This is a genomic window from Rhizobium sp. BK529, assembly GCF_014194105.1.
Lineage (GTDB): Bacteria > Pseudomonadota > Alphaproteobacteria > Rhizobiales > Rhizobiaceae > Rhizobium.
Map to the genome: position 1 here is coordinate 621,093 of NZ_JACIAU010000001.1, position 12,181 is coordinate 633,273.

The window sequence follows — 12,181 nt, forward strand, 5'->3', positions numbered from 1 at the left end:
GGGATAACGGGATTCTGGTTTAAAGACCGATCGTGTGCCGCCAGATCATCACGATGATCCAGGCGGCAACGAGCATCCACGTATGCGAGAAGCGCAGGCCGATGATGAGGGCGACGGCGAGCGCCAGCTTCGAATCCCAGCCGCCGATGAAGAAGGCGGGTGCGACGAGCGTCGTCAGTACCGCGGCCGGCACGGCATTCAGTGCCGCTTCCATGCGCGGGGGAATGCGCTTCATCTTGGTGATCATGATGTAGCCGCCGATGCGGGTCGCGTAGGTCGCGACCGCGGCGGCAAGGATCACGAGAGCCATGTGGAGATCGAATTCCATCTCAGACCTCGTGGTTTTCGGTGTTGAGGGCGTCGGCTTCGAGGTCCGGCTCCTCCGCGGGCAGGGGCATTAGCGCAGCAAGGATGATCCCGGCCGCAGCACCCAGGCTCACGTGCCAGGGGGAACCAACGAAGTGATAGGCAACGACCGAGGCGATGGCACTCGTCAGCGCCACGGACAGGAAATTGTCACGCTTGCGGAAGCCGAGCACGATGCCGAGGAAATAGGCCGGCAGCAGGATGTCGAGGCCGATGGTCTTCGGATCCCCAATGAGGGACCCGAGCATGCCGCCGATCAGGCTGATGATGACCCAGGGAATATAGATGACGATGCCGAAGCCGAGATACCAGATGAAGGTGACGCGCTGACCTGCCTCACCGCGTTTGACGGTTTCGGCAAATTGCGGATCGACCAGCAGGAAGAAGGTGAAGAACTTCTGGAGGGCGGTGAAATGCCCGATGTACCGGGCGATTGCCGCCGAATAAAGCACATGCCGAAAATTCACAGCGAGGATCGACAGGACGATGATCCAGGCCTGCACATTGTGGCCGAATAGCTCGATGCCGACCAACTGGCTGGCGCCTGCATAGACGGTCGCGCTCATGAAGGTGATCTCCGGGAGCGACATGCCCTGTTCGGCTGCCAGGGCGCCGAACAGGGCTCCGAAGGGGGCAGAGGCAAGCGCCACGGTAAAGCCGCCTCGCAAACCTTCGACAAAGTCGGCGCGATTCATGGGATTAATCCTGTTGGAATTGAAATTTCCCTCTATGGTGTCTCACTTGCTGCGGCAATTGAATTTCCTTGATTCACCAATCGATTTTGCTGAAGCGTTACCGGTTTACGTCACCGCCAAGACGAGGGAGCCATGAAGAAGATCGAATTTTCGAAAGAGGAAAAGGCGGAAATCGTTTCACACATCCGCCAGTATTTCGATCGCGAACTCGACCCGATCGGCATGCTGCCGGCCGAATTCCTGCTCGATTTCTTCGCCGAGAAGATTGGGCCGTACTTCTACAATCGAGGCATCAGAGATGCGCAGGCCGCATTTCTGAAGAGGATGGAAGATGTGGCCGACGACATTCACCTTCTCGAGAGGGAGGAGAAGTTTTAGATTGGCCAAAGGCTGCTTGGGTCTGCTTTTCACTTAACGCTAAATTATCGCCGCAACAGTATCGTGCCAGCGCATTCGTTCATTGGGTTTCGGGTTGTTTGGCTGCGATTGTCTCCGATATCGACGGTTCCCGCTCAGCCACAGTCGGCAAGGCTGTGATCTTTGTCGTCTGGTTTGCGTTGGCGTCAACGCTTTGCTGGTCCGAAGTCGTGTGGCGCGATGAGGTTCGCGCATTGTCTTTTGCCCTTCAGGGCGAGAACTTGCTCGGCATGCTTCGCCAAGTACGCGGTGACGGACATCCCGCACTCTGGCATATCCTGCTGCGTGCCGGTTATAGCATAGGTGGCTCACCTATCATCCTGAAGATTCTCGCGCTGACGATTGCGACGATTTCCAGCTATCTCCTTGTTTTTAGGCTGGAACTTCCGCTTCCGATGATGCTGCTTGCATTGTTCGGAAACTTTTCGATTTTCGAGTATGCGGCGATGTCGCGAAATTACGGCATCAGCATGCTCTTCGTCTTCCTGATTGCAGTGAGCTGGGAGAAGGGAAAGAGCAACGGAATATTGCTCGGTCTATTATTTGCTTTGCTGGCGAACACCAATGTCCATTCAGTCATCCTGATTGGCGGTTTTTTCGCCTGCTGGTTTTTCGAGCTCGTTCAGCAGCGGCAAGGGTCTACATCAACGGACCGCCGGGCCTTCGCAGCAAGTGTTGCAATTGCCACCGTCGGTGTCATCCTATGCATCTTGACGGTCTATCCGACGTTCAACGATGCCGCGGCGATTGATCTCGATGGACAGAATCTCGTCTCGCTCGCCCTTGGGGATATCGTCGCACCCGGCTCAAATTTTATGGCGTTTTATCCCGCCTTTGTTTTGGATCTGATGCGTGCGCACCCGACGCTCTACGGCATTTTCGTATCGTTGATGTCCGTCCTCCTCTATGGCAGCTTGTTGGGACTGGCGAACCGGCTACCGGCGATGATAGCCTCGGGGCTTGTGCTGCTCGGACTTTGCCTGCTTTTTACCTTCGTCTATCCAGGCGGATACAGGCATCAGGCGCTCTGGCTGGTTTTCACGATCGCGATAACCGCCTTGACTTCAAGCTCGCCGCTCAGGACGTCGGGCGTTGCCGGCAACGACGCAGCTAGCCGGATCGCAAGGATCGGGCAGCTGTGCTTTCTGATATTGCTGTCGCTGCAGGTCATATCCGGTTTCGAAAAGATCTATCAAACCGTTATCACTGACACACCATTAAGCCGAAGCAAGGATTTCGGCGCGTTCATGCAATCGCGCCCCGATCTCAGGGATGCGATTGTGATCGCGGATCCTGATTACCTTGTGGAACCCTTGCCCTATTACATCTCCAATCGCACCTATCTCATGCGTGAACAGCGTTTCGGCAACACCGTGCGATTTACCCGCAACGCACGCCTGTCGCTCAGCCTTGCCGATATACTGCAGACGGCCAGCCACTTGCGTCAAAGTGAGGGTGTGCCTGTCGTCATCCTTCTTTCGCAACGGCTTGACCAGGTTGCTGCGCCGACCTCAGTCCTGGAAAGCTACGTCTGGGAATTGTCTTTCACGCCGGAGAATATTTTTGCTTTTCAGGATGCGACAAGCCTGCTGAAGCGCTTCGGACCGACTGCCGGAAGCGATGAGACATTCGACGCCTATCTGCTGAAATAGGGCGATGACGAACCGCTTATTCGCTTAAAACGTCCGTACTTTTGACGATATCGATGCCGTGTCCGCGCATCTCATCGATGGCGGCGGCAACACCTTCAGGTGTGATGCCGCGGCTTGCATCCTCGATGAAGCGGACTTTGACGCCCGGGATCATGGCCAGTGCATCGAGGGCGGAAAATTTCACGCAATAATCAGTTGCAAGCCCGCAGACGTCGAGCTCGGTCACACCTTGGCCCTCTAGAAAATCGGCAAGGCCGGTCGCGGCATACTGATCATTGTCACGGAAGGCGGAGTAGCTGTCGACGCTCTTGTCCTCACCCTTCTGCTGGATGAGGTCGATCTGCGCCGAGCGAAGATCGGGGTGCAGCTCGGCGTCGCGTGTGTATTGCACACAATGATCCGGCCACATCATCTGCGGCTTGCCCGACAGCACGCCCATTTCGAAGGGTTTTTTGCCGGGATGGGATGAGGCGAAGCTGCCGTGGCCGGGCGGGTGCCAATCCTGCGAAGCGACGATGAGATCGTACCTGCCGCTGTCGATCAGGCTGTTTGCCACAGGGACGACTTTGTCGCCATCGGGAACCGGCAGGTTACCTCCGGGACAGAAACCGTTCTGAATATCGACCAGCAGCAACGCCTTCATCACGTTATCCCTTACGCATGTCGCACCGCAAAATGCCAACCGATGTCAGCGCTATCAACTAGTGGATTTCCGGGGGGCAAGGCGCAAGTACTATTTCTCGTATGGAGAGTGGCAAATGGCAGCATCGGCATATTTTTCCGCTGGCGTTCATCCTATGCGGGAGTAGCGCGAGTATCTCACCCATCCTATACGGATTCGTGCAAGGCTATCGGATCGGGTGCCTGAAAACCAGATCGTCGAGATCACCGTCCTGGCGTGCTGCAGTTGCGTCCGGCACGGCGCCAGCACAAGCAGCGGCGAAGGGAGGGGCTTTGTGAGCGATTAAGCGGTCTGTCATCGAGGCTCCCCCGGCGGAGCCTCATGAGATCAGGCCGTCTGGTCGCTGTCGCCGGTGGCGGCAGGCGAAGTGCCATAGGTGGTCTGGTATGCACGAAGCGCAGTCTGCATGTCGGTCATCACTTTGGCCATCAGGCCGCCGTCATCGTCGCCGCCGCCGGCGGCGGCAATTTTCTGCGGGTCGGCGGACAGGATTTCCGACGTGGTCAACTTGCCGTCGCCATTTGAATCCAGGGCAGAAAGCGCGCCCTTGGCATTGTCGCCATTGGCATCGGTGCCGGATTGGCTGTCGCTGTCATCGGTTTTCTGGAGCGAGAGCATGAGCGCCAGAATATCGGCTGCGATCTTCCGGACGACATCGGCGCCCGAGGAATCGTCGTCGCCGGTGGACGAGTTACTCGCCGTCGAGGACTGTGAGGCGGCAGCGAGCTCGTCCGCCGAGACGACGCCGTCACCGTTCTTATCGAGTGGATTGAGGGGGGCTTGATACTGGGTCAGCGTGCTGCCCAGGGTCGAAACACTGGTCACTTGAACCTCCTTTGAAGGTCTTGTGAAGCCCACCTTTCATGGGCGGGCATTGACCGGGCTAGGCCGATTTGTGAGTCGGGTCAAAGCGGCGTTTTGTCATCTGGGGAAGTGCATGTGGCTGGGCCTGCGATTCCTGACGACGGGCCAAGACAGTGGAGCGGTCAGACCCGCTCCACAAACCCGTCGAGCACGCGTTTCTGGCCGGCGCGGTCGAAATCGATCGTCAGCTTATTGCCTTCGATGCCTGATATGGAGCCGTTGCCGAATTTGATGTGGAAGACGCGGTCGCCGATGGAGAATCGGGAGGGTTCGGTCGCGGTGGATTTGGCCACCAGCTCGCCCTCGATGGTGCGGCCGCGCGGGCCGCTTTCGCCGTAGCCGATGCGTTCCACGGCGTGGCCGGAGCGGGTGCCCCAATTGTCGCGGGTGGCGTCGGTCTTGTTCTGCTGGGCGCGTTTCCAGCCGGGGGTGGAATAGGAGTTGGAGAAGGGGTCGGCCTTGTCGAAGCGCGATTGGCCGTAACCGCCGCCGCGGCCGTAGCCACCATAATTCTGCTCCATCTCGGCGACTTCCACATGGGTTTCCGGCAGTTCATCGAGAAAGCGCGAGGGAATGGTAGACTGCCAAAGGCCGTGGATGCGGCGATTGGAGACGAACCAGATGTGGCAATGGTGCTTGGCGCGGGTGATGCCGACATAGGCGAGGCGACGTTCTTCCTCGAGGCCGGCGCGGCCGGATTCATCGAGGGAGCGCTGATGCGGGAAGAGGCCTTCTTCCCAACCGGGCAGGAAGACGGTGTCGAATTCCAGACCCTTGGCCGAGTGCAGTGTCATGATGGAGACGGCGTCGAGATCCTCGTTCTGCTCGGCATCCATGACCAGCGAGACATGCTCCAGGAAGCCGCGCATGGATTCGAAGCTTTCCATGGAACGGATCAGTTCCTTGAGGTTTTCAAGCCGGCCTGGCGCTTCCGCCGTCTTGTCGTTCTTCCACATGTCGGTGTAGCCGGACTCTTCCAGGATCTGCTCCGCAAGCTCGATATGCGGTGTGTTTTCAAGCAGTTCCTGCCATCGGCGGAAAGATTGAACCACGTCGAAAAGGGCCTTGCGGGCCTTCGGCTTCAGCTCGTCCGTCTCGATCATATCCGCGGCGGCCGCCAGCATCGGGATGTCGCGGGCGCGCGCATAATCGTGGAGCGCGCGCACCGTCGTATCGCCGAGGCCGCGCTTCGGTGTGTTGATGATGCGTTCGAAGGCGAGGTCGTCGGCGGGCTGGGCGACGAGGCGGAAATAGGCCATGGCATCGCGGATTTCGAGGCGCTCATAGAAGCGCGGGCCGCCGATGACGCGGTAGTTCAGGCCGAGCGTGACGAATCGATCTTCGAATTCGCGCATCTGGAAGGAGGCGCGCACCAGGATCGCCATGTCGTTCAGCAAATGCTTCTTGCCGTCGGCATCGCCGCGCTGCAAGCGCTCGATTTCCTCGCCGATGGCGCGGGCTTCCTCCTCGGAATCCCATGATGCATGGACCTGCACCTTGACGTCGTCAGGGTCGGATCGATCGGTGAAGAGCGTCTTGCCGAGACGGCCTTCATTATAGGTGATGAGATGGGCGGCGGCACCGAGGATATGGGCCGTCGAGCGATAGTTGCGCTCCAGCTTGATCACCTTGGCGCCCGGAAAATCCTTCTCGAAGCGCAGGATATTGTCCACTTCCGCGCCGCGCCAGCCATAGATCGACTGGTCGTCGTCGCCGACGCAGCAGACATTCTGCGGCTCGCCCTTGGGGCGCTGGGCGAGAAGCCGCAGCCACATATATTGGGTGGTGTTGGTGTCCTGATACTCATCGACGAGGATATAGCGGAACTTTTGGTGATATTCCTTGAGCAGATCCGGCTGCTTGCGGAAGATCGCGATCGGATGCATGAGGAGATCGCCGAAATCGCAGGCGTTCAGCGTCGAAAGGCGGCTCTGATAGGCGAAATAGAGATCGCGACCGCGGCCATTGGCGAAGGCGCGTGCATCGCCTTCCGGAATATCGGCGGGGCCGAGGCCCTTGTTCTTCCAGGTATCGATCATGCCGGCGAACTGCTTGGCCGACCAGCGCTTGTCGTCGAGGCCTTCGGCCTGGATCAGTTGCTTGATGAGGCGGATCACGTCGTCGGTATCGAGAATGGTGAAATCGGAGCGCAGGCCGACGAGTTCGGCATGGCGGCGCAAGAGCTTGACACCGATGGAGTGGAACGTACCGAGCCAGGGCATGCCTTCGACGGCGCCGCCGACGAGAAGCGCGATGCGCTCCTTCATCTCGCGGGCGGCCTTGTTGGTGAAGGTCACCGCAAGGATCTGCGACGGGAAGGCGCGGCCGGTTGAGAGGATATGGGCGATACGGGTGGTGAGTACGCGCGTCTTGCCGGTGCCGGCACCGGCGAGCACGAGGACCGGGCCTTCCAGAGTCTCGACCGCTTCGCGCTGTTCCGGATTGAGGCCGGCGAGATAATCGGGGCGGGCACCATCACGGGCCGCCATGGCGCGGGCGGCAATACCGCCGCCGGCAGCGGGCGCCCTTGGGGCAGGTGCCACAGGCTGCTGCGGCTTACGCGGCGCTTCGCCCGGTTCTTCGTCGAAGAAGGGCATATCGTCGAAACTATTGCTCATGGCGCGTAATGTAGTGATTCGGGAAGGAAAGACCAGAAAGTTGTTCTGCTTTCATTCCCGGCGGCTCAGCTATCCTCAGGCGGTTTGCCTAGCCTAATCTGAACTCCGCCTTGGAGTTGTGGTCATACCGGACCTCAATTATGGTCTCGCGCCAGCCTCGGGGGGAGCTCTATGCATATCATCGCCATTCTTGCCAACCTGATTCTCATGGTCGTCGTTATGACGTTGGTCGCAGGCAACGGCTTGCCGGACGGTGGAGCAGGGCTCGGAATCCTTGCGGCTGCCATTGCGGCTCCTGTCTTGAGCATAGTCGCATTGCTGCGACGCAATGGATCGATTTCGGAACTCATTTCGCTTGAGATCCAAGCCCGGAAGATGACGCTGCGGCAGCGTATTGCCGAGGCGGAGGCCAAGGCCGCCGGCAATGACGTCAGCGGCTAGGCGCTGCTTTCAAGCGGCCTGCGGGCCGGCGAAAGCGAGACAGACTGACACGAGCGCAAAGAGCGGCGGTAGCGCGAAGCACCAGGTGCCGACGGTGGCATAGAGCAGGGCGGCAAGGCCGCAGCCGAGCGCAAAGGCGAATACAGCAACCGCCATGCGCGACAGGCGGGTCCTTATTGGCTTTGCCTGGTCGCCGGCGCTGCCATGGGCAAGATCGGCAAGGTCGATCATGATCTGCGTCGTGGTACCGGTCATGAGCGTGCTCGGAGGTGCCGCGCCGAGATGGATGCGGTGAGCGGCGTTCTGGATCGCCATGGCGATGACGAGCAGCATGCCGGTCGCGACCAGAGGCAGACCATCCGGGTTGGTAAAGGGCGAAAGCCAGATGGCGCAGGCACCGCCGGCAATCAGGAAGACAAGCTTGATCACGAGCAGGATGCGCAGGCCTTTCTCGTCGCCCGGCGGCACATTGTGGGTGAGGTAACGCAGTGCAAGGATCGTCAGGCAGAAGACCGGCAGCGCCAGAAGCTTGGCGATGATACCTGATGTGCCGTGGGTCAGTGCTGCACCGAGGGTCACGAAGTTGCCGGTGACATGGGCGGGGAAGAGGCCGCCAAGCGCCAGGAAGCCTGCCGTATCGACATAACCACCGGTAAGGCTCAGAAGCACGGGCAGGGCTGGGCGCATCATCTTTTCTCCTTTTGTTGGCCGCTTGGCTCACTCTGCCGCGACGGCGTGGATTTCGGCAATATGGCGGCCGTGCAATTCCATCACGGCAGGTCCGCGTCGTCCAAGGCGGCGCGGACCTGGTAAGTCGAAGGAGACGCCAAGACCGGCGGTGTTTACGCCTTGATAAAAGCAAGAACGTCGGCGTTGAACTTATCGGCCTCTGTCTGGGCGAGGCCGTGCGGGGCGCCCGGATAGACCTTCAGCGTGCCGTTCTTCAGGAGTTTGATGCCCTTTTCGGCGGCCGCCTTGATCGGCACGATCTGGTCGTCATCGCCATGGATGAGCAGGGCCGGAACGTCGATCTTCTTGAGATCTTCGCTGTAATCGATCTCGGAAAATTCATGGATGCAGTCGTAATGGCCCTTGATGCCGCCGGCCATGCCCATCAGCCAGAAGGTTTCACGCAGACCTTCGTTGACCTTGGCGCCATCGCGGTTGAAGCCGTAGAAGGGCATGGTCAGATCGCGGTAGAATTGCGAGCGGTCGCCGGCTGTGCCTTTGCGGATGCCGTCGAAGACTTCGATCGGCGTGCCCTCGGGATTGGCGGGCGTCTTCAGCATCAGCGGCGGCACGGCGCCGACGAGCACGACTTTGGCGACGCGGCTGGTGCCATGGCGGCCGATATAATGAGCGACTTCGCCGCCGCCCGTGGAATGACCGACCATGATGAGGTTCTTGAGATCGAGCTTCTCGATCAACCCCGCGAGGTCATCGGCATATTGATCCATATTGTTGCCGTTCCACGGCTGCGAGGACCGGCCATGGCCGCGGCGGTCATGGGCGATGACGCGGTAGCCCTGCTGAGCGAAATAGAGCATCTGCACTTCCCAAGCATCGCCCGACAGAGGCCAGCCGTGGGAGAAGAGGATCGGCTGACCGCTGCCCCAATCCTGATAGTAAATTGTTGTTCCGTCTTTGGTAGTGATGGTCGGCATTGAAATTGTCCTATGCTGGGGGTTGGCAGGGTCTGCGCCCTGGAGGCGGATGGGTTGCACCGTGGTGCTGGCAGGGGCAGGAAACATTTTTGCCGGTGTCAGCGTAAGTGATGCTTAGGTGCAGGTTGCCCTATGCTTTTTCCCTGAGATCGAGCCAGGCGACGAGCAGGAAGCCGCCGACGAGGCCCAGATGTTCGAAGAAGGAATTGGCGGCCATGAAGCGCTCCATTCCCGTGGGCAACTCCCAGAACCGCAGCGCGAGGAAGGTTGCAAGCAGCGTGAAGCCGCCGAGCGCGAGCGCACCGAGCCAGCGGAAAAACCCGGCGAGAATCATGAGCGAGGCGGCAAGCTCCAGGGCGATGACGATCATCGCAAAGACTGGCGCGGGCGAGAGGCCGAAATGGGGCATTTCGCCGATCGCGCCGGCAAAATCCGTTGCCTTGTTGAGGCCGCCCTGCAGATAGGCGGCGCAGAGGCCGAGATAGGCGATGAAGCGCACAAAGGCCGCGCCAAAGAGAGGGCGGGCGAGGGACGCAAGTCGGATTTCAAGGGCATGCATGCATCTATCCTCAGACGGCCCAGCAGGCGCAGCCGAGCGCACCCCAGAAGCTCTTGAGATCGGAGACGGGCGCCTTCGAACTCCAGGCATTGGCGTGCGCATGGCCGTGGACATTGCAATCGTTGGCGCATCCGCAGGAAGAGATCAGGCGGCGGTGCAGCGAGTTCTTGCCCGCTCCTTCAGGTTCGCCCCAGGCGGCATAACCCTTGAAACTGCGCACCGGCGACCAGTCGGGCATGGCGGGCGGGACTGGGTTTTCGTCGAAACTCGCGAAGGTGCCTGATCCATAGACGATCTTGCCGCCGACCATTGTGAGCTCCGAGGTGAGGAACGAGATTTCTTCTTCGGCGCAGGCGAAGAAATCCTTGTCGGGCACGATGAGATCGGCGAACTGGCCCTTCTCGATGCGGCCCTTCTTGCCTTCCTCGTTGGAGAACCAGGTAACATTCTCGGTCCACATGCGTAGCGCCGTCTCCCGGTCGAGGCAGTTACGGCGCGGATAGATCGCCATGCCGCCGACAGTACGGCCGGTGATCATCCAGGAGAGCGAGACCCACGGATTATAGGAGGCCACACGGGTGGCATCGGTGCCGGCGGAAACCTTTACGCCCTTTTCCAGCATACGGGCGACGGGCGGGGTCGCTTCGGCCGCACCCACGCCATAACGCTCGACAAAATATTCGCCCTGATAGGCCATGCGGTGCTGTACGGCGATGCCGCCGCCGAGCGCGGCGATACGGTCGATCGACCGTTCGGAAATCGTCTCGGCATGGTCGAAGAACCAGTTGAGGCCTTCGAGCGGGATATCCTGGTTGACCTTTTCGAAGACATCCAGAGCGCGGCTGATCGTCTCGTCATAGGTGGCGTGCAGGCGCCAGGGCCAGCGGTTTTCCGCAAGCACGCGCACGACCTCTTCCAGCTCGCCTTCCATTTCCGGCGGCATGTCGGGGCGCGGCTGGCGGAAATCCTCGAAGTCGGCAGCGGAAAAGACCAGCATTTCGCCGGCGCCGTTGTGGCGAAAGTAATCCGTGCCCTGCTTGTACTTCACCGAAGACGTCCAGTTCAGGAAGTCTTCCTTCTCCTGTTTCGGCTTCTGAGTGAAAAGATTGTAGGCGAGGCGCACGGTCATCTGGCCATCATCGGCGAGTTTCTGGATGACGGCATAATCATCAGGATAGTTCTGGAAGCCGCCGCCGGCGTCGATGACGCCTGTTACCCCGAGGCGATTCAGTTCGCGCATGAAGTGGCGGGTGGAATTGACCTGATAGTCGAAGGGCAGTTTCGGACCTTTGGCAAGTGTCGAATAGAGAATGCCGGCATTCGGTTTGGCAAGCAGTAGGCCGGTCGGGTTGCCGTTCGCATCGCGGGTGATCTCGCCGCCGGGCGGGTTCGGCGTGTCCTTCGTGTAGCCGACGGCACGCAGCGCGGCGCCATTCAGCAGCGCGCGGTCGTAGAGATGCAGGATGAAGACCGGGGTGTCGGGGGCGACCGCATTGATCTCCTCAATGGTCGGCAAGCGCTTTTCGGCGAACTGATGTTCCGTGAAGCCGCCGACGACGCGGACCCATTGCGGCGGCGGTGTAATGGCCACCTGGCGCTTCAGCATGTCCATGGCGTCGGCAAGCGAGCGCACACCATCCCAGCGCAGTTCCATGTTGAAGTTCAAGCCACCGCGCACGACGTGGGTGTGATTGTCGATCAGGCCGGGAAGGACGCGCCTGCCCTTGAGATCAATGACCTTCGTATCCGGGCCCTTGAGCGCCATGATCTCGGCGTCGTGGCCGACGGCGAGGAACTTTCCGTCCTTGATTGCGACGGCGCTGGCAGCCGGCTTGGAACGGTCGAGCGTGGTGATCAGGCCGTGATGCAAGATGAGGTCGGCGGTCGTATTTTCCATTGTCTTCGTCCTCGAGCGCGAGCGGTATCAGACCTTGTCGGAAGGCTTGACTTCGGAGGGGGCGTTGCCCTTCGGCAGATGGCCGAACATATGCGGCTTTATCTGGTTCAGCCATGAGACGGCTGCCGGCTCCCTGTTGATCAAGGTCTTCGCGAACGGGATGACCTGTTCGCCGACCAGGATGCCGAGAAGGCCGACGAGCGCCACGACCGGCGGGGCCGGCGAGCGGACGTTGAGCAGGCTGTAAACAATGCCGACGAGAAGGCCGGCTCCGAGGGAGAGGAGATAGATTTTCATTTGGGGCCTCGATTCATTGCGGCATGCAG

At 60.0% G+C, this 12,181-nt stretch carries 13 protein-coding genes; 3 read left to right on the plus strand and 10 right to left on the minus strand.

Translation table 11 applies throughout. The annotated features are described in order from the left end of the window. Window positions 1-19 precede the first annotated feature (19 nt). Both FHX08_RS03030 and FHX08_RS03035 read right to left on the minus strand, forming a co-directional pair. Complete coding sequence (locus FHX08_RS03030; protein WP_132653822.1) at window positions 20-328, minus strand: AzlD family protein; 309 nt, start codon at window positions 326-328, stop codon at window positions 20-22. 1 nt (window position 329) lies between these two features. Continuing rightward, window positions 330-1,061 carry an AzlC family ABC transporter permease gene (locus FHX08_RS03035; RefSeq protein ID WP_132653823.1) on the minus strand — a complete coding sequence of 244 codons (732 nt, stop codon included), beginning with the start codon at window positions 1,059-1,061 and terminating at the stop codon, window positions 330-332. Between the two features lie 132 nt (window positions 1,062-1,193). Here FHX08_RS03035 and FHX08_RS03040 point away from each other — a divergent pair, with 132 nt between their 5' ends. Next, entirely contained in the window at window positions 1,194-1,439 is a 246-nt protein-coding gene (locus FHX08_RS03040) for a DUF2164 domain-containing protein (protein WP_132653824.1), read from the plus strand. Window positions 1,440-1,537: 98 nt separating this feature from the next. Further along, a complete protein-coding gene (locus FHX08_RS03045) occupies window positions 1,538-3,130 on the plus strand; it encodes a hypothetical protein (protein ID WP_184326849.1) in 1,593 nt (530 codons plus the stop codon). A 16-nt stretch (window positions 3,131-3,146) separates the two neighbouring features. Here the strand turns inward: FHX08_RS03045 and pncA are convergent, their stop codons facing one another. The 3 genes from pncA to FHX08_RS03060 form a co-directional block, all read right to left on the minus strand. Beyond that, complete coding sequence (pncA, locus tag FHX08_RS03050) at window positions 3,147-3,773, minus strand: bifunctional nicotinamidase/pyrazinamidase (protein WP_132653826.1); 627 nt, start codon at window positions 3,771-3,773, stop codon at window positions 3,147-3,149. 366 nt (window positions 3,774-4,139) lie between these two features. Then, on the minus strand, window positions 4,140-4,637 hold the full coding sequence (locus tag FHX08_RS03055; RefSeq protein WP_132653827.1) for a hypothetical protein: 498 nt from the start codon (window positions 4,635-4,637) through the stop codon (window positions 4,140-4,142). A 161-nt stretch (window positions 4,638-4,798) separates the two neighbouring features. Next, window positions 4,799-7,294, minus strand: coding sequence for an ATP-dependent helicase (locus FHX08_RS03060; protein WP_132653828.1), 2,496 nt, complete (start codon window positions 7,292-7,294; stop codon window positions 4,799-4,801). Window positions 7,295-7,465: 171 nt separating this feature from the next. Between FHX08_RS03060 and FHX08_RS03065 the strand changes: the two genes are divergently transcribed. Next, window positions 7,466-7,735, plus strand: a complete 270-nt coding sequence (locus FHX08_RS03065; protein ID WP_132653829.1) for a hypothetical protein — start codon at window positions 7,466-7,468, stop codon at window positions 7,733-7,735. 9 nt (window positions 7,736-7,744) lie between these two features. Here FHX08_RS03065 and FHX08_RS03070 read toward each other — a convergent pair whose 3' ends face one another. From FHX08_RS03070 to FHX08_RS03090, 5 genes are all read right to left on the minus strand, one after another. After that, on the minus strand, window positions 7,745-8,422 hold the full coding sequence (locus FHX08_RS03070; protein WP_132654318.1) for a YoaK family protein: 678 nt from the start codon (window positions 8,420-8,422) through the stop codon (window positions 7,745-7,747). A gap of 155 nt (window positions 8,423-8,577) precedes the next feature. Next, window positions 8,578-9,399 (minus strand): alpha/beta fold hydrolase, encoded by an 822-nt coding sequence (locus tag FHX08_RS03075; RefSeq protein WP_132653830.1) that lies wholly within the window; start codon window positions 9,397-9,399, stop codon window positions 8,578-8,580. Between the two features lie 130 nt (window positions 9,400-9,529). Then, the gene (locus FHX08_RS03080) at window positions 9,530-9,958 is read right to left on the minus strand and encodes a DoxX family protein (RefSeq protein ID WP_184326850.1); all 429 of its coding nucleotides are present in this window, start codon (window positions 9,956-9,958) and stop codon (window positions 9,530-9,532) included. A 10-nt stretch (window positions 9,959-9,968) separates the two neighbouring features. Beyond that, entirely contained in the window at window positions 9,969-11,855 is a 1,887-nt protein-coding gene (locus tag FHX08_RS03085; protein ID WP_132653832.1) for an amidohydrolase, read from the minus strand. Between the two features lie 27 nt (window positions 11,856-11,882). Further along, window positions 11,883-12,152 carry a XapX domain-containing protein gene (locus tag FHX08_RS03090; RefSeq protein ID WP_132653833.1) on the minus strand — a complete coding sequence of 90 codons (270 nt, stop codon included), beginning with the start codon at window positions 12,150-12,152 and terminating at the stop codon, window positions 11,883-11,885. Window positions 12,153-12,181: the final 29 nt, after the last annotated feature.

Excerpts from the sequence above, each read along its gene's own strand:
- FHX08_RS03030 (WP_132653822.1), bottom strand. The coding sequence starts at position 328 with ATGGAATTCGATCTCCACATGGCTCTCGTGATCCTTGCCGCCGCGGTC.
- FHX08_RS03035 (WP_132653823.1), bottom strand. The coding sequence starts at position 1,061 with ATGAATCGCGCCGACTTTGTCGAAGGTTTGCGAGGCGGCTTTACCGTG.
- FHX08_RS03070 (WP_132654318.1), bottom strand. The coding sequence starts at position 8,422 with ATGCGCCCAGCCCTGCCCGTGCTTCTGAGCCTTACCGGTGGTTATGTC.
- pncA (WP_132653826.1), bottom strand. The coding sequence starts at position 3,773 with ATGAAGGCGTTGCTGCTGGTCGATATTCAGAACGGTTTCTGTCCCGGA.
- FHX08_RS03085 (WP_132653832.1), bottom strand. The coding sequence starts at position 11,855 with ATGGAAAATACGACCGCCGACCTCATCTTGCATCACGGCCTGATCACC.
- FHX08_RS03065 (WP_132653829.1), top strand. The coding sequence starts at position 7,466 with ATGCATATCATCGCCATTCTTGCCAACCTGATTCTCATGGTCGTCGTT.
- FHX08_RS03060 (WP_132653828.1), bottom strand. The coding sequence starts at position 7,294 with ATGAGCAATAGTTTCGACGATATGCCCTTCTTCGACGAAGAACCGGGC.
- FHX08_RS03080 (WP_184326850.1), bottom strand. The coding sequence starts at position 9,958 with ATGCATGCCCTTGAAATCCGACTTGCGTCCCTCGCCCGCCCTCTCTTT.
- FHX08_RS03090 (WP_132653833.1), bottom strand. The coding sequence starts at position 12,152 with ATGAAAATCTATCTCCTCTCCCTCGGAGCCGGCCTTCTCGTCGGCATT.
- FHX08_RS03075 (WP_132653830.1), bottom strand. The coding sequence starts at position 9,399 with ATGCCGACCATCACTACCAAAGACGGAACAACAATTTACTATCAGGAT.
- FHX08_RS03040 (WP_132653824.1), top strand. The coding sequence starts at position 1,194 with ATGAAGAAGATCGAATTTTCGAAAGAGGAAAAGGCGGAAATCGTTTCA.